The sequence below is a fragment of the Roseateles sp. P1_C6 genome (genome assembly GCF_056406315.1).
Map to the genome: position 1 here is coordinate 24,568 of NZ_JBFUAK010000016.1, position 23,380 is coordinate 47,947.

The window sequence follows — 23,380 nt, forward strand, 5'->3', positions numbered from 1 at the left end:
GCAATGCAACGCATGGGCATGGTCATCGGCATCGAGCCGGGCCGCATCGCCGAGTACAAGCGCCTGCACGCCGCCGTCTGGCCCGCCGTGCTGGCCCGCCTGGCCCTCGCCAACATTCGCAACTACAGCATCTTCCTGCGCGAGCCGGAGAACCTGCTGTTCGGCTACTGGGAGTACCACGGCAGCGACTACGAGGCCGACATGGCGGCCATCGCCGCCGACGTCGAAACCCGCCGCTGGTGGACCTTCTGCAGCCCCTGCCAACTTCCGTTGGAAAGCCGCGCCGCCGGCGAGCATTGGGCGGCCATGGAATGCGTCTTCCATGTCGACTGAATTGCTGCCAGCAGACGCGCTGATCGTGCTGCATGCCCGCGACAACGTCGCGGTGGCACGCGTTCGCCTGTCCCCGGGAACCGAGGTCGCTCGCCCCGATGGGATAGCGCTGAATGTCACGGACTCGATCGACGCCGGCCACAAGGTGGCCTTGCGGGCCATCCAGGCCGGCGAGCCGGTGCTGAAGTACGGCCAGCCCATCGGCGTGGCCAGCGCCCCGATCGCGGCCGGCGAGCACGTCCACGCCCACAACCTCGGCATGGCCGCAGCGCTGCCGCCATCGCCAGCTGAAGGCCGCGCGGCTCCGGCCTTCGGCCTGCACGAGGCCGCCAGCTTTGAAGGTTATGTGCGGGCCGACGGCCGCGTCGGCACCCGCAACTACATCGGCGTGATATCCAGCGTCAACTGTTCGGCCAGCGTCTGCAAGGGGATCGCTCGCGCCTTCGAAGGCGGCTCGGCGCTGCCCGGTGTCGACGGCGTCGTCGCCATCACGCACGGCAGCGGCTGCGGCATGGGCGCGGGTGAAGGCCTGGAGCTGCTGCGGCGCACCTTGCGCGGCTATGCCATCCACCCGAACTTCGCCGCGGTGGTGGTGGTCGGACTCGGCTGCGAAGTCAATCAGGTCGGCGCGCTGCTCGATGGCATCGGCGACGCGGCGCGCATGCGCAGCCTGACCATCCAGCAGCAAGGCGGCACCCGGGAGGCGATCGAGCGCGGCCAGGCGCTGGTGCGCGAACTGGCTGCCGAAGCCGGCCTGGCGCGCCGCCAGACCGCGGCTGCCTCCCGGCTGGTCGTGGGGCTGCAATGTGGCGGCTCCGACGGCTATTCAGGCATCAGCGCCAATCCGGCGCTCGGTGCGGCGGTCGATCTGCTGGTGCGCCACGGCGGTACGGCCATCCTGTCGGAGACGCCTGAGATCTACGGCGCCGAACATCTGCTGACCGCCCGTGCCGCATCACCCGACGTGGCGCAGCGACTGCTGGACCGCCTGCGCTGGTGGGAGGACTACGCAGCCCGCAACGGCGCCGAGCTGGACAACAACCCCTCGCCCGGCAACAAGGCCGGCGGCATCACCACCATCCTCGAGAAATCGCTGGGGGCGGTTGCCAAGGGCGGCAGCAGCACGCTGATGGACGTGATTGGCTATGCGCAGCCCGTGCAGACCGCCGGCCTCGTCTTCATGGACACGCCGGGCTATGACCCCGTGTCGGCCACGGGCCAGGTGGCCGGTGGCGCCAACCTGATCTGCTTCACGACCGGCCGGGGGTCGACCTATGGCTGCAAACCCACGCCGTCGCTGAAGCTGGCGACGAACACGCCGCTGTTCGAACGCATGCGCATGGACATGGACTTCAACGCCGGCGGCATCGTGGACGGCACCCAGAGCGTCGCCGAAGCCGGCGAGGCGCTCTTTCGCCTGATGCTGGACACCGCCTCGGGCCGCGCGACGCTCAGCGAAACACACGACCTGGGCGACAACGAGTTCGTGCCCTGGCAGCTCGGCGCCGTGATGTGACGCGCGACCGTGCAGGCCGACTCTTCGGCGAAGATCGATAGCGCCCCCGCCGATGGGCAGAAGCCCCCAACTGCCTTGCAGCAGCGAGGCTTCAGACGGCCCCGTTGCTCTCGCCGACCCAGCGGCCCAGCGAGGCCTGCAAATGGTTGCACATGGCGGCGGCCGCGGCCTGAGGATTGCGGGCCTCCAGCGCACGGTAGATCGCCTCGTGCTCGGAAAGAGCGGCCTGCCAGGTGTGAGTGCTCTCGGTCCGCCCGCTCATGCGTGACGCGATGGGGGTGTGCCGGCCATCGAAGAGCGTTCCCACCATGCCGACCAATACCGAGTTGCCGGCCATCTCGGCAATGCTCTGATGAAAGCGGCGGTCCGACTCGACGGGCTTGCGGCCATTCGCATGGTCTTCCCGCATCGCGTTCAACGCGTCCTCGACCCGGTGCAGGGACGCCTTCGTGACCCGCGCCGCTGCGAGCGTGACGATGGCGCTCTCCACCACGACGCGCGCCTGCGCCAGCTCCGCTGGGCTTTCGCCGAGGGCCGACGTCGCCAGTTCACCATCCGGTGGCGGTGTGCAGACATACACACCCGAACCGCCACGGATCTCCACGCGGCCGTCGATCTCCAGCGCGATCAGCGCCTCGCGCAGCGATGGCCGCGAAACGCCGAGTTGGAGCGCCAGTTCACGCTCTGCCGGGAGGCGGGACCCCGTGGTGATTCCCTCCTCTTCGATCAGCGCACGGACCCTGTCGGCGACCAGCTGATATTGCCGACGCACTTCGCCGGCGCGGTGGGGGTTTGGCATTTGGATGTTGCTTCCCTGACAAAGTGGACAGACCAAATGTTATCGCAAACAGTTGATTTCGATCCGCAGGGCGTCAATGCCGGAGGACGACAGGTATTCGGGTATGCACCGGTAAGACCGATTTTCGGATGTGGCAAAGTGGCAAGACCAAATTGGTTTGACCACTGCTGCCGATACCCAAGCGCGAACCGTACAGCTTTTGACAACGCTGTCGCCCCGCGCGCACTTCGGCAGCGGGTTGAGCCGTCAGGAAGGCAAGCCCATAGAGCGCTCGGTACAGGCGCGCCACAGGAGACGCAGGTGAACAACCACCGCCGCATTGCAGTTTCAGCAGTGGCCGCAGGGGCGGCCATCTTCGGCATGCGTACGGCCCTCTTTCCGCACGCGCGCCTCTCTGGCTGTAGCCACGGTCATTCCCGAAAACAGCCATGCTGAAGATTTCCCTTGCCAGCCAGCGCGTCGCCAGCGTCACCGCCTTCTGCCTGTTTGCCTCTTTCGCATCCCTCGCTACCGAACCGCCCCGCCTCGTCCAACGCGACGACGACTGGGGCCTGAACTTCGTCGCCAACCCACGCGTGCTGACGGTCAAGATGGGGCGCTACAAGTGAGCGGCGTTCGCAAGGCCATCCTGGGCGCGCTGCTGACCACGTCGGTCTTCGGCGCCCTGGCGCAGACGGCGCCGGACATCACCATCCTGCCGGCCCCGCCAAGCGCCTGGCGCACCGTCGTCGGCCATTGGGAGGCCCAGGCCGAGCTGGGTGGTGACAGCGTCGTCGTACCCGCTCCCACGGCCGAGTACGCCCGCGCCAGCACACTGGGCGCCAGCACGCTCAGCAGCGCCGGCAAACGCGAGGCCGTGCTGCTGGACTGGAAGGACCTCTGGCAGGCCACGTTGCGTTTCGAGTCGCGCCAGCCGCTGGACCTGCGGCCCTACCTCGGCGGCACGCTGGAGTTCGACCTCGACGTCGGCGAGCTGGCCCAGGGCGGCGTGCGCGCCAAGGTGGCCTGCGGCGACGGCTGCGAGCGCAGCGTCAACCTCATCGCACCCGCACGCGCCGCCGCCGGCAAGGGCTGGCAGCACATCGCCCTGCCCATGAGCTGCTTCACGCGCGAGGGCGCCGACTTCTCCAAGATCAGGCTGCCGTTTGCGCTCGACAGCACCGGCAGCGGGCGCGTCAGCGTGGCCAACGTTCGCATCACGCAGGCGGCCAAGCCAGGTCTTGCCTGCCCGGACTACCGCACGGAGTCCGTCACGCCGGCGATGCTCGACGAGTCCTGGGCCGTCGACTGGTGGCTGCCGCGCCACAAGGAGAAGCTCGAAGAGAAGCGCAAGCTCGTCGAAGCCGGCACGGCGCCCCAGATCGTCTTCATCGGCGACTCCATCACCCAGGGCTGGGAGAAGGACGGCCGCGAGGTCTGGCAGCGCCACTACGCCGGGCTCAACGGCCTGGCGCTGGGCTTTGGCGGCGACCGCACGGAGAACGTGCTGTGGCGGCTGCAGCATGGCGAGATCGACGGCATTGCGCCCAAGGTGGCCGTGCTGATGATCGGCACCAACAACACCGGCCACCGCGCCGAGAGCCCGGCCACCACGGCGGCCGGCATCAAGCGCCTGGTCGACGAGATCCGCCAGCGCCTGCCCGGCACCCAGGTGCTGCTGCTGGCCATCTTCCCGCGCGGCGAGAAGCCCGACGACTTCCTGCGCGGCATCAACGAGCGTGTCAACAAACTCGTCGCCGGCTATGCCGACGGCCGCAACGTCCACTTTCTCGACATCAATGCCGCGCTGCTGAACGCCGACAGCACGCTGGGCAAGGACGTCATGCCCGACCTGTTGCATCCCAACGAGAAGGGCTACGGTCTCTGGCAGCGGGCGATGGCCCCGACGCTGCAGAAGCTCCTCAAGGAGGGTCCGTTGCGGCCCTGATCCCATGGACATTACCCCGACCACCCGCCGCGGCTTCGTCGCCGCCTCCACCCTGGCGCCCGCCCTCACCTCCCTCCTGGCAGCCTTGCCGCAGTGGGTGCAGGCCGGCGCCGCCGGCGTGAGCGCCGATGCGCTGAGCCTCTGGTACGACCAGCCCGCCGGCCCATGGATCGAGGCGCTGCCGCTCGGCAACGGCCGCCTGGGCACGATGGTCTTCGGCCGCCCCGCGCAGGAGCGGCTGCAATTCAACATCGACACGCTCTACGGCGGCGGCCCCTACGTGCCGGACAACCCGAAGTTCCGTGAGGCGCTGCCCCAGGTGCGCAGCCTCATCGAGCAGGAGCGCTGGAAGGAGGCCAACGAGCTCGTCTCCGAGGCGCTGATGGGCAAGCCCATCAAGCAGATGCCCTTCAGCGGCGCCGGCGACCTGCTGCTCGACTTCCCCGGTGTGAAAGCCGCAGCGCGCTATCGCCGCAGCCTGGACCTCGACAGCGCCATCGCTGTCACCACCTTCATCGACGGCGGCGGCCGCCACCGGCGCGAGACCTTCTGCAGCGTGCCGGACCAGGTGACGGTGATTCGGCTGGAGATCGAGGGCGATGGCACGATCGACCTCGACCTCGGCTACCGCCACGCTGACTACCAGCCTTACGGCGGCTTCGGCGACACCAGGTACGACGCCGATGGCGTCGTCTTCGTCGGCGCACCCTGGGACCACCGTGAATCGCTGAACGCCGAGAAGCGGCCGGCGTCGTTGGCTGTGCGAGCGGACGGCAGCGACGCCTTGCTGGTCGAGGGCCGCAATGTCCAGGCGTTCGGCATCCCCGGTCAGCTGCGCTTTGCGCTGCGCGTGCAGGCCGTGGGCGACGGCCACATCGAGGCCAGCGGCGACCGGCTGCGCGTTCGCGGCGCGCGCCGGTTGACGCTGGTCGTCTCCGGCGAGACCAGCTATGTGAACCGGCAGGACACCAGCGGCGACCCGGTGGCCGCCGTGCGCCAGCGCACCGCCGCCGCCGCGCGCAAGCCCTTCGCCCGGCTGCGCGACGACCATCTCAAGGCCCACCGTGCGATGTTCCGCCGCCTGCACATCGACCTCGGTGGCCACGAGGCGGGTGCCCGCACCACCGACGCCCGCATCAAGGGCGTACCCCGGCAGCCTGACGCTGCGCTGGCGGCGATGTACGTGCAGTACGCGCGCTACCTGCTGCTGTCGTCCTCGCGGCCGGGCAGCCAGCCAGCCAATCTGCAAGGGGTGTGGAACGAGGTGCTGCACCCACCGTGGGAAGGCAAGTACACGATCAACATCAACACGGAGATGAACTACTGGCCCGCCGGGCCGGCGAACCTGGACGAGTGCGTCGAGCCGCTGCTGAAGATGGTGGAGGACCTCGCCGTCACCGGCGCGCGTACGGCGCGCAACAGCTATGGCGCGCGCGGCTGGGTCGCGCACCACAACACCGACCTGTGGCGTGCCACTGCGCCCATCGATGGCCCGTTGTGGGGAATGTGGCCCACGGGCGGCGCCTGGCTGTGCACGACGCTGTGGCAGCACTACCAGTACAACCCGAGCCCGGCCATGCTGCGCCGACTCGTGCCGCTGTTCAAGGGTGCCTCGCTGTTCTTCCTCGACACGCTGGTCGAAGACCGCAAGGGGCGCGGCCTCGTCACCTCCCCGTCGCAGTCGCCGGAGAACAACCACCACGCCGACATCGCACTGTGCGCCGGGCCGGCAATGGACCGCCAGATCCTGCGCGACCTGTTCGACGCGGCCATTGCGGCGCAGGCCCAGCTTGGCGAGGACGACCCGGCATTCACCGCTGCCGTGCGCAAGGCGCGAGCCCGCCTGCCGGCCGATCGCATCGGCGCGCAGGGCCAACTGCAGGAATGGCTGGAGGACTGGGATGCGTCGGCCACCGACCAGCAGCACCGCCATGTCTCGCACCTCTACGCCGTCTACCCCAGCGAGCAGATCAACGTGCGCGACACACCCGCACTGGCCCAGGCCGCCCGCAAGACGCTGAACACCCGAGGCGACGAAAGCACCGGCTGGGCCACCGCCTGGCGGCTGGCACTGTGGACGCGCCTGGGCGACGGCGAGCGGGCCTACAAGGTCCTGCAAGGCCTGCTGGGGCCGGCGCGCACCTACCCCAACATGTTCGACGCCCACCCGCCCTTCCAGATCGACGGCAACTTCGGCGGTGCCGCCGCCATCCTGGAGATGATCGTGCAGTCCTGGGGCGGCGAGGTGCATCTGCTGGCCGCCGCGCCCAAAGCCTGGCCCGAGGGCCGACTGCACGGCGTGCGGGCGCATGGCGGGCTGGAGCTGGATGTCGACTGGAAGGCTGGCCGACTGACGCGGGTGCGCCTGCGCGGGCCGGCCAAGGCGAGCGTCGCGCTGCGCTACCTCGGCCAGCGCGTCACGGCGAAGCTGGATGAACGCGGCCATGCCCATCTGGGCGCCGCCGATTTCACGCCTGGCGCATGACCATGATTGAGCTCGTCACACCTTCGGTCGCGTCGCACGGTGCAAGCGCCCATGCGCAGCGTCGACCGGACCTGGGTGACGGAACCTTCCTCAATCCCGTCCTGCCCGGTGACCACCCCGATCCCTGCATCCTGAAAGACGGCGCCGACTACTACCTGGCCTGTTCGTCGCTGCAGTTCACACCCGGCCCCGTGATCTGGCATTCGCGGGACCTCGTGAATTGGTCACCGGTCGGTATTGCGCTGACCCGCCCCATCGGCACGGTGGGGGCCGTGGACCTGGTCAAGCACGACGGGCGCTATTTCCTTTACCTGGCCGCGTTGCAGGCCGGTCGCGCGGCCATCCATGTCGTGCAGGCCGATGACATTGCCGGCGCCTGGAGCGACCCGATCGATCTCGGACTGACGGATTGCTTCGGCGCCAGCCACGTCGTCGCCGAGGACGGCAGCCGCCACCTGTTCGTGAATGGCGTACGCCGCATCCAGCTGACCGACGACGGCCTCGCGACGGTGGGCGGACCTGTCCACGCTCACACGCCAGCACTCACCGAGCATGACGCCGGGCAGGCAGTGTTCACGTCATCCGGCCCGCGGCTGATCCAGCGCGAAGGGCACTTCTATCTGCTGCGTGCATCCGCAGGCGCGGGCGCTCAGACAGGCGAGCACGTCCTCACGGTCGCCAGATCGTCCTCCCTCTTCGGTCCATGGGAGGACTGTCCGTTCAACCCGCTCAAGAATGCCGACGCGACCTGGTCCATCAGTGGCAATGCCAGCCTGGTGGAGGGGCTGAATGGCGACTGGTGGCTGGCCTGCCACGGCCACGAACAAGGGCACCGCACCCTTGGACGCCAGCCACTGCTGCAGCCCATCGAATGGGGTCGCGACGGCTGGTTCCGTACCCGCGGCAGCGCGCTCGGTCGGCCCCAGCGCAAGCCTCGCTGGGCCCAACCCTGCCCGGGCGTGCCGGCGCTGTCGGACGATTTCAGCGGCCAGCGCATCGGCCACCAATGGAGCTTCTTCGACGCCGGGCCGGACGAGCTGCAGCGCGCACGCCATGGCGACCGAGGCCTTCTGCTCGCCGGCAAGGGCAGCAGCCTGGCCGACTGCTCACCGCTGACTTGCGTCGTGGGTGACCACGCCTACGAGGCCGAACTCGAGTTCGAGATCAGCGGCGACGCGCAGGGCGGCCTCGCCCTCTTTCACGACGCACGCGGCTTCGTCGGCATCGGCATCGACGGCGACGGCATGCACACCTACAGCTACGGCCAGGCGCATCGCTGGATGCAGCAACCGGTGCAGGGCCGCCATCACCGCCTGAGGCTCACGCATCGCCGCCATCTGGTCAGCTTCCATCACGCCACCAGCGACGGCTGCTGGATGCCCAACCCCTGGCTGCAGCAGGTCTCCGTCATGCACCAGAACACCTTCGACAGCCTCCACAGCCTGCGGCTGGCCTTGTTTGCCGCCGGCGCCGGTGAGGTGCGCATGAAACGCTTCACCTACCGCCGCCTGGATGCTTGATCCATTGATCCCTTGCCGCCACCCAAATCCATCGTCGTTGTCGGGATGTAGCTCCACGCATTGAACTACGCCCCGCCATAACGCTCGTGTCCGGTGGAGACAACCCGGCCGAGCACCTTCACTGAAAGGTAGAACATGAGAACCTTGATACCAGCCCTGCTGCTCGCCTTCGGCGCGACCGCAGGTTCGCTCGCCCAGGCGCAAAGCTGCGGCAGCGGCGGCGGCGCCACCGTCTGCCTCACGGCCACCGGCACGGCCAGCAACGTCCAGCTGGGCTGGACCGTCAGTGGCGCCGTCACGTCGCTGGAGATCTTCCGCGACACCGACGCCGACCCCAACGGCCGAATCCGCATTGCCGTGCCGGGCAGCAGCGCCAGGAGCTACAACGACGCCTCGGGTAACACCGGCACGCGCTACTGGTACTGGGTCAAGTTCACGACCAACGCGGGCAGCTACAACTCCGGCTCGGCCAACGCGACGCTTGGCGCCAACTGCACGCCGACGGCCATCACGCCCTACATCAACGCCAACGGTGCGTGGACGCAAACGGCATCGGCCACCATCAAGACCGGCGCCTCGGCCATCCTCGGCCCGCAGCCGACATCCGGCGGCATGTGGAGCTGGAGCGGTTGCGGCACCGCCGGTGCGTCGCGCGAGCAGACCATCCAGCCGCCTGCGGCCTGCACGGCCACCGCCACCTACACCAACAGCTGTGGCGCCAAGACCCAGCAGACGTTCTCCATCAAGGTGGGTACCTGGACGAGCACGAAGTTCGGCGGCGGCGGCTATGTCAGCGGCCTCGTCTTCCACCCGACGACTCCCAACCTGCTGTACGCGCGCACCGACATCGGTGGCGCCTACCGCTGGAACCAACCGACGTCGTCCTGGGTGCCCATCACCGACGGCCTGGGCTTCGGTGGCGGCGAGGCCAGTTTCCACGGCGTCGAAAGTATGGCCGTCGATCCGAACAACGACCAACGCGTCTACATGGGCGCCGGCATGTACACGTTCGGGGGCAACGGCCGCCTGTACATCTCCAGCAACCGCGGTGACCAGTGGACCTACGTCGCCCTGCCCTTCCCGCTGGGCGGCAACAACCCGGGCCGGGCCATCGGCGAGCGTCTGATGGTGGACCCCAACAAGCCGTCGACGCTGTTCTACGCCACGCGCACAGCCGGCCTTTGGAAGAGCGCCGACTCCGGCCTCACCTGGGCGCAGGTGACGTCGCTGTCGAGCGCCAAGCTGACCCAGGACCAGGTCAATGCCTTGGGCATCAACAGCGCAATGGGCGTCGAGACGGTCGTCTACGACACCAGCACCAAGGGCAGCGGCACGGCCACGCAGACGCTCTACGTGCCCATCGCGCCGGACTACGTCCAGACAGCCGGCCTGGCCTCGAACCTGTACAAGTCCAGCAACGGCGGCGCCTCGTGGACCCCGGTCGCGGTGCCGATCTCCGGCTATCACATCCCGCACATGGTGCGCGCCGCTGACGGCATGTTCTATGTGGCCTTCACCAAGGAGACCGGCCCGGGCGCCGGCGGTCCCGCCCGCCTCTACAAGTTCGACGGCAGCAACTGGACCTTGCTCAACAGCAATGACTCCGCTGGCTACGGTGGCTTGTCGGTCTCCGGCACCGGCGCGACCACGCGCATTGCGCTGGGCGTGACCAACACCTGGGGCAACTACAGCGGTCAGCAGATCATCCGGCTGTCCGACGACGCCGGCCGCAACTGGCGCGAGATCGCGGCCATGATGCCGCACACGCCGGCCGATGGCGGTTTCTGGGGCTGGCCCGACGATGTCGAGATCGATCCGCTCAACCGGGAGCGCGTGCTGCACGTCACTGGCGGCGGGGTCTGGGAAACCCGCAACGCGTCCTCGGCCACGCCGAGCTGGAACGAGCTGGTCGACGGCATCGAGGAAACGGCCGTCCTGGGCCTGGCCACGCCGCCGGCCGGTGCCACGTACACCGTGATCAACAGCACGGGTGACGTCGGCGCCTGGGTGCACACCAACCTCACGACCAAGCCGACGCTGACGCCGGCCACCAGCTGGAGCAACGCCTTCGCCGCCGACATGGCGTGGTCCGATCCGCAGTACATGGCCACCATCGGCGTCGTGCTGGGCAACAACACCGCCTACGGCATGTGGTCCGGCGACGGCGGCAAGGCCTGGGCGAAGTTCGCCACCTACGCACCGGGCGCGGCGGAAAACACGGGTGGGGAAGCGAGCATCGCCATCACCGCGCGCAACAAAGCGGTCTGGGCACCCGGCTACTCGGTGCCGTCCTACACGACGGACAACGGCGCCACCTGGGTGCCGACCAATCTGCCGGCGATCAACAGCATCTACCCCCGCGCCTACCACCTGGTTGCCGATCGCAAGAACCCGAACAAGGTCTATGCCTACGATTCCGGTGGCAACTGGTGGGGCACGCCCGGCAAGGTCTACACGTCGACCGATGGGGGCCACACCTTCACGCTGAGCCAGGGTTCGGTGAACGCGGGGCTGGCACCGAACTATTTCGGGAACACCTCGCTGGCGGTCAACCCCAACGTCGAGGGCGACCTCTGGCTTGCCGATGGCAACACCGTGTACCACTCGACGGATTCGGGCACGACCTGGACCAAGCTGAGCAACTTCGCGTCGATCTTCGTCGGCAACCCATGGGCGCAGGTGCAGGGCGCCTCTGCGGTGGCACTGGGCAAAGCCAAGGCGGGCGCCCCGTACTCGGCTGCGGTCTACGTCGTGGGCGTCAGCAACGGCGTCTGGGGCGTGCATCGCTCCGACGACGGCGGCGCCACCTGGACGCGCTTCAACGACGACGCGAACCAGTTCGGCGGCATTGGCGTCATGGCGGCCGATCAAGGCATCTACGGCCGCATCTACATCAGTGGCACCGGTCGAGGAATGCTGTACAGCAATTGAATCGAGGGTTCGGCAGGCCGGCGTCCAAATCCAGACGCCGGGCCTGCCGTTCCATTCATCACTGTCGTCGAGGCCGTGCCCAGACCCTGGGCCGGCCTCCTACAACGCTCGCATCCGGAGGAGACAACCGGCCGAGCACTTTCAACCTTGAAAGGTAGAACATGAGAACCTTGATACCCGCACTGCTGCTCGCCTTCGGCGCGAGCGCAGGCACCCTCGCGCAGGCACAAAGCTGCGGCAGCGGCGGCGGCGCCACCGTCTGCCTGACCGCCAACGGCTCGGCCAACAACAACCAGCTCAACTGGACTGTCAGCGGCAACGTCTCGCGGCTGGAGGTCTACCGCGACACCGACGCCGACCCCAACGGCCGCAGCCGCATCGCGGTACCGGCCAGCAGCGCCAGGACCTACGCCGACGGCTCGGCCAACACCGGCACGCCCTACTGGTACTGGGTCAAGTTCACGACCAGCGCCGGCAGCTACAACTCCGGCTCGGCCAGCGCCACGCGCGGCACGGCCTGCACGCCGACGGCCATCACGCCCTATGTGAGCGTCAATGGCTCCTGGACGCAGACGTCGTCGGCCACCGTCACCGCAGGCAACTCGGCCATCCTCGGCCCGCAGCCTGTCACCGGCGGCTCGTGGGGCTGGAGCGGCTGCGGCACATCAGGCTCGGCACGCGAGCAGACCATCACGCCCGCCGCCAGCTGCACGGCCACCGCCACCTACACCAACAGCTGCGGCGCCAAGACCACGCAGGCGTTCGTGATCACCGTGCCCGGCTCCATGCGCGACCTGACGAGCGTGCAGCTGTCGCAGCTGATGTCGCCCGCCTGGAACGTGGGCAACTCGCTGGACGCCTCGCCCAACGAGACCAACTGGGGCAACCCGCTGATCAACCAGCAACTGATCAGCGCGGTGAAGGCGGCCGGCTTCAAGACCATACGCCTTCCCGTCAGCTGGAACCAGTACGCCGACGCCGACGGCAACATCAGCCCGACCTTCATGGCGCGCGTCACCGAGGTCGTGGGCTACGCCCGCAACGCCGGCCTCTACGTCGTGCTGAACACGCACCATGAAGGCAGCTGGCTGATCCCGACCTACGCCTACCAAGCGAGCGCTAACGCGCGCCTGGCCAAGCTGTGGACGCAGATCGCCAACAACTTCAAGAACTACGACGACTACCTGCTGTTCGCCGGCACCAACGAAGTCATGGTCGCAGGCGACTATGGCCCGCCGACGGCCGAGTACCAGGCCGTTCAGAACGGGTTCAACCAGGTGTTCGTCAACACGGTGCGGGCCACGGGCGGCAACAACGCCAAGCGCCATCTCGTGGTGCAGGGCTTCAACACCAACATCGACTCGACCTACAACGGCTTCATCAAGCCCAACGACTCCGCGACCAATCGGATGTTCCTGGAAGTGCACTTCTACGATCCGTACCACTTCGCCCTCGACGGCGGCAGCAACATCTGGCAGTGGGGCGCGACCGCGACCAACCCGGCCGTGACCGAGACCTGGGCCAATGAAGCCTACGTGGACGCTCAGTTCCAGAAGCTGAAGACCCGCTTCGTCGACGCCGGCATGCCGGTGCTGATGGGTGAGTACGGCGCGATCCTGAAGTCCGAGTACGACCCGGCCGGCACCTACCGCACCGCCTGGACCAAGTACGTGACCAAGTCGGCCTTCCAGCACGGCCTCGTCCCGACATGGTGGGACAACGGCTATGACGCCGACCACCAGTTCGGCCTGTTCAACCGCTACACCGGTGCGCAGTACTTCCCTGAACTGATCAAGGCCATCGTCGACAACGCCAAGTGATGTGACGACGTAGACCGGGTCGTGAGTTCACGACCCGGTGTTTCCTGCTTTAAGGCGCGCGTGATGGCGTCGACCCAGATGAAACTGATACGAACCAAGCCTTTCTGGCGTCCGCTGCTGGCAACGGCGTTGGCGCTTTTGGCCTCTCTGAGCCAGGCCGAGCCCTACCGCTGGGACAGCCTGGCGATTGGCGGGGGTGGCTACGTGGCCGCCATCGTGCCGAGCAAGACCGAGCGCGGCCTGATCTACGCCCGCACCGACGTCGGCGGCGCCTACCGTTGGGACGCCGCGCAAGCGCGCTGGACCTCGCTGCTCGACGGCGTGTCCGAGGCCGACGTGGGCCTGCTGAGCGTGGACGCCCTGGCACTCGATCCCAAGGACAGCGCCGTCGTCTACCTGCTGGCCGGCGTGCCCTATTTCAGCGGCGGCAAGACGGCGGTGCTGCGCTCCACCGACCGCGGCGCCACCTTCAGCCGCGTCACCGACGTGAGCCACCTCTTCCGCGCCAACGGCAACGGTCTGGGCCGCAGCAACGGCGAGAAGCTGCAGGTCGACCCCGGCGACAGCAACGTCCTCTACGTCGGCTCGCGCACCAACGGCCTGTTCAAGAGCCTCGACGCCGGCGCCAGCTTCCAGCGCGTGGACGCTCTACCCGTGACCACCACGCCCAACGAGACCGGCATCAGCTTCGTGCTGCTGGACCCGACCAGCGTGGCGAGGGGCGTGGCGCAGCGCGTCTTCGTGGGCGTGTCGCGCTTCGGCTCGGTCGGCCCCAACCTCTTCCGCAGCGACGACGCCGGCGCCAGCTTCAAGCCGGTGGCCGATGCGCCCTCGGCCTACATCCCGCAGCGCGCAACGCTCGCCCGCGACGGCCATCTCTACATCAGCTATGGCGACGGCTCGGGTCCGCATGGCGATTGGAAGAAGCTGAACCCACCGGAGCCACTGACGGCCGGCCAGGTCTGGAAGTACCAGGTCGCCAGCGGTGGCTGGACCAACGTCACGCCCAAGGGCGTCAAGCGCGCGTTCTCGGGCGTGTCAGTCGATCCCGCCAACGCGAAGCGGCTGGTCATCTCCACCATCAACACCTGGATGCCGCAGGGCGGCGCCAACGCCGGTGACCGCTTCTACGTGACCGACGACGGCGGCCTCAGCTGGACCGACGTGGTGGAGCGCGGCTTCGCCATGGACACCAGCGGCGTCAGCTGGATCTCCGCCTACGCCATCCACTGGACGGGCTCCATCGAGTTCGACCCCTTCGACACCCGCGCCGTCTGGGTCACCTCCGGCAACGGCGTGTTCCGCACCGCCGACATCGACGCCAAGCCGGCCACCTGGACCTTCACCGTCAAGGGGCTGGAGGAAACCGTGCCCAACGTTGCCGTCAGCGTGCCCGGCGGCCCGCTGCTGTCGGTGATCGCCGACTACGACGGTTTCCGCCATCAAAAGCTCGACGCTTTTGCGCCCATCCACGAACCCCGCCTGGGCTCGACCTCGGGCCTCGCGGTCGCCGGCAGCAACACCGCGGTCGTCGTGCGCGTGGGTGGCAAGAAGATGTATCGCTCAGCGGACACGGGCACCACGTGGACCGAGGTGGCCGGCATGCAGGGTGGCTACGGCACGCTGGCGCTGTCGGCCGACGGCGCCGCGCTGCTGCACAGCTTCCGCCAGGAAGACGGCAAGCACCTCACCTTCCGCTCCACCGACTTCGTCAAAGCCAAGCCCGTCTGGACCGCAGTGCGCGGCCTGGAGGACGCGCCGGTGCGGCCGGTGGGCGACCCGGTGAACCCGGCCAAGTTCTACGCCTACGACCGCGGCACCGTGCGCGTGAGCACCGACGGCGGCGCCAGCTTTGCCGCCACCGCCACGCTTGCGCCCAAGGGCTCGTCGCTGGTGCGCGTGGCGCCGGGGCGCGAGGGTGACGTCTGGGTGGCGCTGAAGGAAGGCGGCCTGGCGCGCTCGACCGACTCAGGCCGCACGTTCACCACCTTCTCCAACATCGCCTCTTGCGGTGCCGTGGGCTTCGGCAAGGCGATGGCCGGCGCGCCCTACCCGACCGTCTTCATCTGGGGCTCGCCGCAGGGCAAGCCGCTCGGCGTGTACCGCTCCACCGACGCTGGCGCCACCTGGCAGCGCATCAACGACGACGCGCATCAGTTCGGTGGCCCGGGCAACGGCGAGTTCGTCATGGGCGACATGAACATCGAAGGCCTGGTCTACATGAGCACCGTGGGCCGCGGCATCGTCTACGGCATGCCGGCCGACGCTCCCCATTCACTCAAACCCTGAGCACCATGAATCAGCAACTTTCCCGCCGCGCACTGCTCCAGTCCTCCGCTGCCGTCATGGGGGCCGCCGGCCTGCCTGCCCAGGCCGCGCCCACTCCCTTCAAGCCGACCTGGGACTCCCTCGTCGACGGCTACCGCACACCCGACTGGTTCCGCGACGCCAAGTTCGGCATCTGGGCGCACTGGAGCGCGCAATGCGTGCCCGAGATGGGCGACTGGTATGCCCGCAACATGTACTTGCAGGGCAACTGGCAGTACGACCATCACGTCAAGACCTACGGCCACCCGACGAAGGTCGGCTTCATGGAGATGCAGAACCGCTGGAAGGCCGAGGCCTGGGAGCCCGAGGCGCTGATGGACCTGTACGCCAAGGCCGGTGCCAAGTACTTCGTCTCGCTCGCCAACCACCACGACAACTTCGACGCCTACGACTCCAAGTACCACCCGTGGAACTCGGTGCGCGTCGGTCCCAAGAAGGACATCGTCGGCACCTGGGCCAAGGCAGCCCGCGCCAGGGGCATGCGCTTCGGCGTCAGCAACCACTCGGCGCATGCCTGGCACTGGCTGGCGCCTGCCTATGGCTACGACCCCGAAGGCCCGCTGGCCGGCCAGCGCTACGACGCCTTCAACCTGACCAAGGCCGACGGCAAGGGCAAATGGTGGGAAGGCTTGGATCCGCAGGACCTCTACACGGGCCGCAACATGGTGATGCCCGACGGCATCAGCACCATGCGCACCGCCAACGAATGGCATGAACACAACGACCGCGTGTGGGACGAGAAGGCGCCGCCGCACAACCCGGCGTTCACGCGCCAATGGTTCCTGCGTTGCCGCGACCTGATCGACAGCTACAAGCCCGACCTCGTCTATTTCGACAACTCGCGCCTGCCACTCGGCCAGACCGGCCTGGACATCGCGGCGCACTACTACAACGCCAGCATGGCCTGGCACGGCGGCAAGCTGGAGGCCGTTCTCAACGCCAAAGAGATCCCGCCCGAATGGCGCGCCGGCGTCGTCGAGGACGTCGAGCGTGGCCAGCGCGCCGGCATCGAGCCGCTGCCCTGGCAGACCGACACCTGCATCGGCGACTGGCACTACAACCGCGGCGTCTTCGACCGGCATGGCTACAAGTCGGCCACCAGCGTCATCCACCGCCTGGTGGACATCGTCTCGAAGAACGGCAACCTGCTGCTGTCCATCCCGCTGCGCGGCGACGGCAGCATCGATGCCGACGAGCGCAAGGTCCTGGACGGGCTCGCCGAATGGATGGGCCGCAACGGCGAAGCCATCCACGGCACACGGCCGTGGCGCAGCTTCGGCGAAGGGCCGACGCAGGTCGGGGGCGGCATGTTCAGCGAAGGGCAGATCAAGACCTTCACCGCCCAGGACATCCGCTTCACCACCAAGGCCGGTGCGCTCTATGCCATCGGGCTGGCCTGGCCGACGAATGGCGTCATGCGCATCACCGCGCTGGCGCAGGACTCGGGCCTGGCACCGGGCGTGATCGAGCGTGTCGAAGCCGTGGGCTCCACCGACAGCCTGCCGTTCAAGCGCACCCCGCAAGGGCTGGAGGTGCGGCTGCCCGAGGGGCTGGCCGGCACGCCCGCGATCGCGCTGAAGGTGCGCGGCCCGGGCCTCGCATGAGCGGCCGCGCTTTTCGCTGAGAGCCAGCCGTGACACAGAAGCTTTCCCGCCGCTCGCTGCTCCAAGCCACGGCCGCCACCATGGGCGCCGCCGGCCTGCCCGCTGCGCAGGCGGCGCCCACGCCCTTCAAGCCGACCTGGGATTCCCTCGTCGACGGCTACCGCACGCCCGACTGGTTCCGCGACGCCAAGTTCGGCATCTGGGCGCACTGGAGCGCGCAATGCGTGCCCGAGACGGGCGACTGGTATGCCCGCAATATGTACATGCAGGGCAGCGGGCAGTACGACCACCACGTCAAGACCTACGGCCACCCGACGAAGGTCGGCTTCATGGAGATGCAGAACCGCTGGAAGGGGGAGAACTGGAACCCCGAAGCGCTGATGGACCTGTACGTGAAGGCGGGTGCGAAGTACTTTGTCTCGCTCGCCAACCACCACGACAACTTCGACGCCTACGACTCGAAGTACCACGCATGGAACTCGGTGCGCGTCGGGCCCAAGAAGGACATCGTCGGCACCTGGGCCAAGCTGGCCCGCGCCAAGGGGTTGCGCTTCGGCGTCAGCAACCACTCGTCGCGTGCCTGGCATTGGTTGGCGCCTGCCTATGGCTACGACCCCGAAGGCCCGTTGGCTGGCCAGCGCTACGACGCGTTCAACCTGACCAAGGCCGACGGCAAGGGCAAATGGTGGGAAGGCCTGGACCCGCAGGACCTCTACACGGGCCCCAACAGGGTGATGCCCGACGGCATCAGCACCGTGGCCGCCGTCACCGAATGGCATAAGCGCAGTTACTACACCTGGAGAGACGTGGAGCCACCGAACAACCCGGCGTTCATTCGCCAGTGGTTCCTGCGCTGCCGGGACCTGATCGACAGCTACAAGCCCGACCTCGTCTACTTCGACAACTCTCACCTGCCGCTCGGCCAGGCCGGCCTGGACATCGCGGCGCACTATTACAACGCCAGCATGGCCTGGCACGGCGGCAAGGTGGAGGCTGTCATCAACGCCAAGGAGCTCCCACCCGAATGGCGTGGCGGCGTGGTGGAGGATCTCGAGCGGGGCCAGCGCGCCGGCATCGAGCCGCTGCCCTGGCAGACCTGCACCTGCATCGGCGACTGGCACTACAACCGCGGCATCTTCGACGCCCACGGCTACAAGTCAGCCGCCAGCGTCATCCACCGCCTGGTGGACATCGTCTCGAAGAACGGCAACCTGCTGCTGTCCATCCCGCTGCGCGGTGACGGCAGCATCGATGCCGACGAACGCAAGATCCTGGAAGACATCGCCGCCTGGATGGGCCGCAACGGCGAGGCCATCCATGGCACACGGCCGTGGCGCACCTTCGGTGAAGGGCCGACGAAGGTCGGCGGTGGCATGTTCAGCGAAGGCCAACTCAAGAACTTCACCTCCCAGGACATCCGCTTCACAGCCAAGGCCGGTGCGCTCTACGGCATCGGGCTGGCTTGGCCGGAGAACGGCGTCATGCGCATTGCAGCGCTGGCGCAGGACTCGGCGCTGGCGCCGGGCGTGATCGAGCGCGTCGAAGCCGTGGGCTCCACCGGCAGCCTGCCCTTCAAGCGCACCCCGCAAGGGCTGGAGGTGCAGTTGCCGGAAGGATTGGCCGGCACGCCTGCAGTCGCGCTGAAGGTGCGCGGCACGGGTCTGGCCTGAGCAGCCCCCGATTTCCCTGAAAGCAAGCCATGACACAGAAACTATCCCGCCGCTCGCTGCTGCAAGCCACGGCCGCCACCATGGGCGCCGCCGGCCTGCCGGCCGCGCAGGCCGCGCCTACTCCCTTCAAGCCGAACTGGGACTCCCTCGTCGACGGCTACGAAACGCCCGACTGGTTCCGCGATGCCAAGTTCGGCATCTGGGCCCACTGGAGCGCGCAATGCGTGCCCGAGATGGGCGACTGGTATGCCCGGCGCATGTACATCCAGGGCAACTGGCAGTACGACCACCACATCAAGACCTACGGCCACCCGACGAAGTCCGGCTTCATGGAGATCCAGAACCGCTGGAAGGCCGAGAACTGGGAGCCCGAAGCGCTGATGGACCTGTACGTGAAGGCGGGCGCCAAGTACTTCGTCGCCCTGGCCAACCACCACGACAACCAGGACATGTTCAACTCCAAGTACCACGGCTGGAACACGATGCGCGTGGGCCCGAAGAAGGACATCGTCGGCACCTGGGAAAAGGCCGCCCGCGCACGCGGCCTGCGCTTCGGCGTCAGCAACCACGGTGCCCATGCCTGGCACTGGTACCAGTCGGCCTACGGCTATGACGCGGAAGGCCCCTACGCCGGCCAGCGCTACGACGCCTTCCACCTGACCAAGGCCGACGGCAAGGGCAAATGGTGGGAAGGCCTGGACCCGCAGGACCTCTACACGGGCCGCAACATCGTCATGCCCGACGGTTTCAAGACCATCCGCAGCGTCGAAGCCTGGCATGACCAGAACACCTACTACTGGGACGAGAAACCGCCGCTTCAGAACCTCGCCTTCACGCGCTCGTGGTACCTGCGCTGCCGCGACCTGATCGACAGCTACAAGCCCGACCTCATCTACATGGACAACCACGGCCTGCCGCTAGGCCAGGCGGGGCTGGACATCGCCGCCCACTACTACAACGCCAGCATGGCCTGGAACGGCGGCAAGCTGGAAGCCGTGCTCAACGCCAAGGTGATGCCGCCGGAGTGGCGCGCCGGCGTTGTCGAGGACGTGGAGCGGGGCTTTCGCGATGGCATCGAGCCGCTGCCCTGGCAGACCGACACCTGCCTGGGCGACTGGCACTACGCCCGCTCCCTCTTCGACAACCACCAGTACAAGCCCGCCAGCACGGTCATCCATCGGCTGTGCGACATCGTCTCCAAGAACGGCAACCTGCTGCTGTCGGTGCCGCTGCGCGGCGACGGCACCATCGATGCCGACGAGCGCAAGATCCTGGAAGAGATCGCCACCTGGATGGCGCGCAACGGCGAGGCCATCTACGGCACGCGCCCCTGGCGCACCTTCGGCGAAGGCCCGACGAAGGTGGGCAGTGGCATGTTCAGCGAGGGCAACTCCAAGCCGCTGACGGCCGAAGACATCCGCTTCACGACCAAGGGCGGCGCCCTCTACGCCATCGCGTTGGGCTGGCCCAAGGACGGCGTGCTGCGCATCCAGACGCTGGCCCAGGACTCGAACGTGGCGCCAGGCGCCATCGACCGCATCGAGGCCGTGGGCTCCGGCGACAGCCTGCCCTTCAAGCGCACCCGCAAGGGACTGGAGGTCAAGCTGCCCGAGGGCCTGGCCGGCTCGCCGGCCGTGGTGGTGAAGATCCGCGGCAACGGCCTGACTGCATGAAAGACACCAAACCCACGCTCTCCCGGCGCGAGGCATTGCAGGCCGCCCTCGCCGCTGCCGCCACCCCGCTGGGCGCTGCGGCAGCAACGGCCGCAATGGCCTCCTCTAGCGTGGCGAACGCCGCCGGCAACCTGGCGTCTGAGGGCGTCGCGACCCGCCGCACCCAGCCATCGCTAGCCGCGGAATGGGTGCTGACGACACCCCAGGGCACGCTGCGGATCAGCGGGCTCTGCGACCGGGCGCTGCGCGTGCGCTTCCTTCCTCCGCAGGCCACAACGCCGGCCATAACGCAGGCGCCGCCACCAAGCCTCGCGCTGCTGCCCGGCCGCGCCAAGCCTCTCATGAAGCAGACGCCGGGCGCGGACGCTATCCGCCTGGAACTGCCGGCCATCCGCTGCGAGGTGGACAACGGCACCGGGGCGCTGCGCTTCTTCGACCGCAACGGCGCCTTGCTGCTCGCTGAAGCGCCGGGCAGCCGGCGGCTGACGCCGTCGCGGCTGGGCGACGAGGCCGTGTTCATCGCCGAGCAGGTGTTCGAGTCACCTGAGGGAGAGCGGCTCTATGGCACCGGCTGCTTCCAGGACGGGGCCATGGACCTGCGCGGCCACCCGCGCCGCCTGACGCAGGTGAACACGCAGATCAGCCTGCCGTTCATGCTGTCCAGCCGAGGCTACGGCCTGCTCTGGCACAACAACGGCATGGCCGAGCTGAACATGCCTGAGCAGCGGGTGGCAATGAGTCGTGTCAAGGCAGAGAACAGGGCCGAAGTCGTGGATGTGACGACGACCACGGGCAATGCGCAGGTCGTGCGAAACCTGACGCGCTTTGAAGGCAGATTCCGAACGGAAGTGGCTGGCCGTTTCGCATTCCTCCTCGATGTCGGCCGCGCTATGGGTTCGCGCCACTCCGTGGAGATCGACGGCAAGTCCTGCGTCGAGATCGCGAACCACTGGCTGCCGCCGACGGCTGGCTTTGTCGTCGAGCTGCCGGCAGGCGAGCATCAGGTGCGCGTCAACGCCGACGACGGCGACTCTCCCTCCCTGCGCTTCGGCGCCGTGCGCGCCAGCACCGCGTGGCGCTCACCGGTGGCCGATGCCATCGACTACATCGTGATCGCCGGCCCCAGCGCAGACGAGGTGTTCGAGGGCTACCGCGAGATCTCCGGCGCCACGCCGATGATGCCGCGCTGGGCCTATGGCTACATCCACACCCGCGAACGCTTCCATTCGTCGCAGGAGATCGTCGACACGCTGCGCGAGTTCCGCCGCCGCAAGCTGCCCGTCGACGTGATGGTGCAGGACTGGCAGTACTGGGGCCGCCACGGCTGGAACGCGATGCGCTTCGACGAGGCCCACTACCCCGATCCCGCCGCGCTGGTGCGCGAGGTGCACGGCCTGAACGGGCGGCTCATGCTGTCGGTGTGGGCCAAGATCGGGCGCGACACCGAGCTCGGCCGCAGCACCGCAGCCGCCGGCCACTACATCGACCAGACCGACTGGGTCGACTTCTTCGACCCGAAGGCCGCCGCCTTCTACTGGAACAACCAGCGCGAACGCCTGCTCAAGCTCGGCATCGACGCCTGGTGGCAGGACGCGACGGAGCCCGAGAACGACGACCTCGTGGGCCGGCGAACAGCGGCAGGCCGCGGCGAGCGCGTGCGCCTGGCCTATCCGTGGCACGTCACGCGCACCGTCTACGAGGGCCAGCGCCAGGCGGCGCCTGACCGGCGCGTGATGATCCTCACGCGCTCGGCCTTCCCCGGGCAGCAACGCCATGCGGCAGCCACCTGGTCGGGCGACATCGGCAACGACTGGGACACGCTCAAGCGGCAGATCCCCGCGGGCCTCAACATGGCCGCCGCCGGCTATGCCTACTGGACGGTCGACGCCGGCGGCTTCTTCCGCCCGGGCGACGGCCAGTACACCGACAAGGCTTACCACGAGCGCCTGATCCGCTGGTTCCAGTACGCGACCTTCCTGCCGCTGCAGCGCGTGCATGGCTACATGACCAACACCGAGTTCTGGCGCTATGGCGACACGGTGGAGGCAGTGGCGCGCCAGTATCTGGAGCTGCGCTATCAGCTGCTGCCCTACCTCTACAGCTTGGCCCACGAGGTCCATGCGAAGGGCGCACCGATCATGCGCCCGCTCGTGTTCGATTTCCCGCAGGATCAGGACGCGCTGGACCAGGCGCACAGCTACATGTTCGGCCGCGCCCTGCATGTGGCGCCGGTCCTGGCGCCCGAGGTGTCGAGCTGGCCGGTGTACCTGCCTCAGTCCGCCGGCGGCTGGGTCGATTTCTGGACAGGAGAACGGCGCGCCGGTGGCCGCACGCATGACGTGGCGTCGCCGCTCGAGCGCGTGCCGCTGCACCTGCGCGCGGGCAGCATCCTGCCGCTCGGGCCGGTGCTGCAGTCCACCGCCGAAGCCACCGGTGAGGTGCTCGACCTCTACGTCGTACCCGGCGCCGACGGCGCCTTCGACCTCTACGAGGACGGCGGCCTGGACTACGCCTACGAGAAGGGCGGGTTCAGCGTGATCCGCATGACCTGGGACGACCGCCGCGGCGTGCTGCGCCTAGCGTCGCGCAGCGGGCGCTTCGCGGGCATGCGCACGACCAAGCGCCTGCGCATCCACCGCATCGGCAACGGCGGGCCGACGCTGCAATCCACACCGATGCGCGAGGTGATCTACACCGGCCGCGCCACCGAGGTACGCCTTGGATGAACGCTCTCTTCACGGCATGAAGACAAGACCAACACAACCCACACCTCC

General features: G+C 68.1%; 14 protein-coding genes. 13 read left to right on the forward strand and 1 reads right to left on the reverse strand.

What is annotated here, in order from left to right; genetic code table 11:
* The first annotated feature begins 3 nt into the window (after positions 1-3).
* Both AC1D29_RS28330 and AC1D29_RS28335 read left to right on the forward strand, forming a co-directional pair.
* Positions 4-333 (forward strand): L-rhamnose mutarotase, encoded by a 330-nt coding sequence (locus AC1D29_RS28330; RefSeq protein WP_477903893.1) that lies wholly within the window; start codon positions 4-6, stop codon positions 331-333.
* Positions 323-1,849, forward strand: coding sequence for a UxaA family hydrolase (locus AC1D29_RS28335; protein WP_477903895.1), 1,527 nt, complete (start codon positions 323-325; stop codon positions 1,847-1,849). Before AC1D29_RS28330 ends, AC1D29_RS28335 begins: the two co-directional genes overlap by 11 nt.
* A gap of 91 nt (positions 1,850-1,940) precedes the next feature.
* Here the strand turns inward: AC1D29_RS28335 and AC1D29_RS28340 are convergent, their stop codons facing one another.
* Complete coding sequence (locus AC1D29_RS28340; RefSeq protein WP_477903897.1) at positions 1,941-2,648, reverse strand: FadR/GntR family transcriptional regulator; 708 nt, start codon at positions 2,646-2,648, stop codon at positions 1,941-1,943.
* 428 nt (positions 2,649-3,076) lie between these two features.
* Between AC1D29_RS28340 and AC1D29_RS28345 the strand changes: the two genes are divergently transcribed.
* The 11 genes from AC1D29_RS28345 (at position 3,077) to AC1D29_RS28395 (ending at position 23,332) form a co-directional block, all read left to right on the forward strand.
* Positions 3,077-3,256 carry a hypothetical protein gene (locus AC1D29_RS28345; protein ID WP_477903899.1) on the forward strand — a complete coding sequence of 60 codons (180 nt, stop codon included), beginning with the start codon at positions 3,077-3,079 and terminating at the stop codon, positions 3,254-3,256.
* On the forward strand, positions 3,253-4,575 hold the full coding sequence (locus AC1D29_RS28350) for a GDSL-type esterase/lipase family protein (RefSeq protein ID WP_477903901.1): 1,323 nt from the start codon (positions 3,253-3,255) through the stop codon (positions 4,573-4,575). The genes AC1D29_RS28345 and AC1D29_RS28350 overlap by 4 nt, the downstream gene beginning before the upstream one ends.
* A gap of 4 nt (positions 4,576-4,579) precedes the next feature.
* Positions 4,580-7,060: a glycoside hydrolase family 95 protein gene (locus tag AC1D29_RS28355; protein ID WP_477903903.1), complete on the forward strand. Its 2,481-nt coding sequence runs from the start codon at positions 4,580-4,582 to the stop codon at positions 7,058-7,060.
* Complete coding sequence (locus tag AC1D29_RS28360; protein WP_477903905.1) at positions 7,057-8,580, forward strand: family 43 glycosylhydrolase; 1,524 nt, start codon at positions 7,057-7,059, stop codon at positions 8,578-8,580. Before AC1D29_RS28355 ends, AC1D29_RS28360 begins: the two co-directional genes overlap by 4 nt.
* A 135-nt stretch (positions 8,581-8,715) precedes the next feature.
* Complete coding sequence (locus AC1D29_RS28365; protein WP_477903907.1) at positions 8,716-11,511, forward strand: WD40/YVTN/BNR-like repeat-containing protein; 2,796 nt, start codon at positions 8,716-8,718, stop codon at positions 11,509-11,511.
* 161 nt (positions 11,512-11,672) lie between these two features.
* Positions 11,673-13,331: a glycoside hydrolase family 5 protein gene (locus AC1D29_RS28370; protein ID WP_477903909.1), complete on the forward strand. Its 1,659-nt coding sequence runs from the start codon at positions 11,673-11,675 to the stop codon at positions 13,329-13,331.
* Positions 13,332-13,409: 78 nt separating this feature from the next.
* Positions 13,410-15,620 (forward strand): exo-alpha-sialidase, encoded by a 2,211-nt coding sequence (locus tag AC1D29_RS28375; RefSeq protein WP_477903911.1) that lies wholly within the window; start codon positions 13,410-13,412, stop codon positions 15,618-15,620.
* Between the two features lie 5 nt (positions 15,621-15,625).
* Positions 15,626-17,263 carry an alpha-L-fucosidase gene (locus tag AC1D29_RS28380; protein WP_477903913.1) on the forward strand — a complete coding sequence of 546 codons (1,638 nt, stop codon included), beginning with the start codon at positions 15,626-15,628 and terminating at the stop codon, positions 17,261-17,263.
* Positions 17,264-17,292: 29 nt separating this feature from the next.
* Positions 17,293-18,933, forward strand: coding sequence for an alpha-L-fucosidase (locus AC1D29_RS28385; protein WP_477903915.1), 1,641 nt, complete (start codon positions 17,293-17,295; stop codon positions 18,931-18,933).
* A gap of 29 nt (positions 18,934-18,962) precedes the next feature.
* On the forward strand, positions 18,963-20,606 hold the full coding sequence (locus tag AC1D29_RS28390) for an alpha-L-fucosidase (protein WP_477903917.1): 1,644 nt from the start codon (positions 18,963-18,965) through the stop codon (positions 20,604-20,606).
* Complete coding sequence (locus AC1D29_RS28395; protein ID WP_477903919.1) at positions 20,603-23,332, forward strand: glycoside hydrolase family 31 protein; 2,730 nt, start codon at positions 20,603-20,605, stop codon at positions 23,330-23,332. Before AC1D29_RS28390 ends, AC1D29_RS28395 begins: the two co-directional genes overlap by 4 nt.
* The last annotated feature ends 48 nt before the right edge of the window (positions 23,333-23,380 follow it).

Excerpts from the sequence above, each read along its gene's own strand:
- AC1D29_RS28375 (WP_477903911.1), top strand. The coding sequence starts at position 13,410 with ATGAAACTGATACGAACCAAGCCTTTCTGGCGTCCGCTGCTGGCAACG.
- AC1D29_RS28345 (WP_477903899.1), top strand. The coding sequence starts at position 3,077 with ATGCTGAAGATTTCCCTTGCCAGCCAGCGCGTCGCCAGCGTCACCGCC.
- AC1D29_RS28395 (WP_477903919.1), top strand. The coding sequence starts at position 20,603 with ATGAAAGACACCAAACCCACGCTCTCCCGGCGCGAGGCATTGCAGGCC.
- AC1D29_RS28340 (WP_477903897.1), bottom strand. The coding sequence starts at position 2,648 with ATGCCAAACCCCCACCGCGCCGGCGAAGTGCGTCGGCAATATCAGCTG.
- AC1D29_RS28390 (WP_477903917.1), top strand. The coding sequence starts at position 18,963 with ATGACACAGAAACTATCCCGCCGCTCGCTGCTGCAAGCCACGGCCGCC.
- AC1D29_RS28355 (WP_477903903.1), top strand. The coding sequence starts at position 4,580 with ATGGACATTACCCCGACCACCCGCCGCGGCTTCGTCGCCGCCTCCACC.
- AC1D29_RS28370 (WP_477903909.1), top strand. The coding sequence starts at position 11,673 with ATGAGAACCTTGATACCCGCACTGCTGCTCGCCTTCGGCGCGAGCGCA.
- AC1D29_RS28335 (WP_477903895.1), top strand. The coding sequence starts at position 323 with ATGTCGACTGAATTGCTGCCAGCAGACGCGCTGATCGTGCTGCATGCC.
- AC1D29_RS28330 (WP_477903893.1), top strand. The coding sequence starts at position 4 with ATGCAACGCATGGGCATGGTCATCGGCATCGAGCCGGGCCGCATCGCC.
- AC1D29_RS28380 (WP_477903913.1), top strand. The coding sequence starts at position 15,626 with ATGAATCAGCAACTTTCCCGCCGCGCACTGCTCCAGTCCTCCGCTGCC.
- AC1D29_RS28360 (WP_477903905.1), top strand. The coding sequence starts at position 7,057 with ATGACCATGATTGAGCTCGTCACACCTTCGGTCGCGTCGCACGGTGCA.
- AC1D29_RS28365 (WP_477903907.1), top strand. The coding sequence starts at position 8,716 with ATGAGAACCTTGATACCAGCCCTGCTGCTCGCCTTCGGCGCGACCGCA.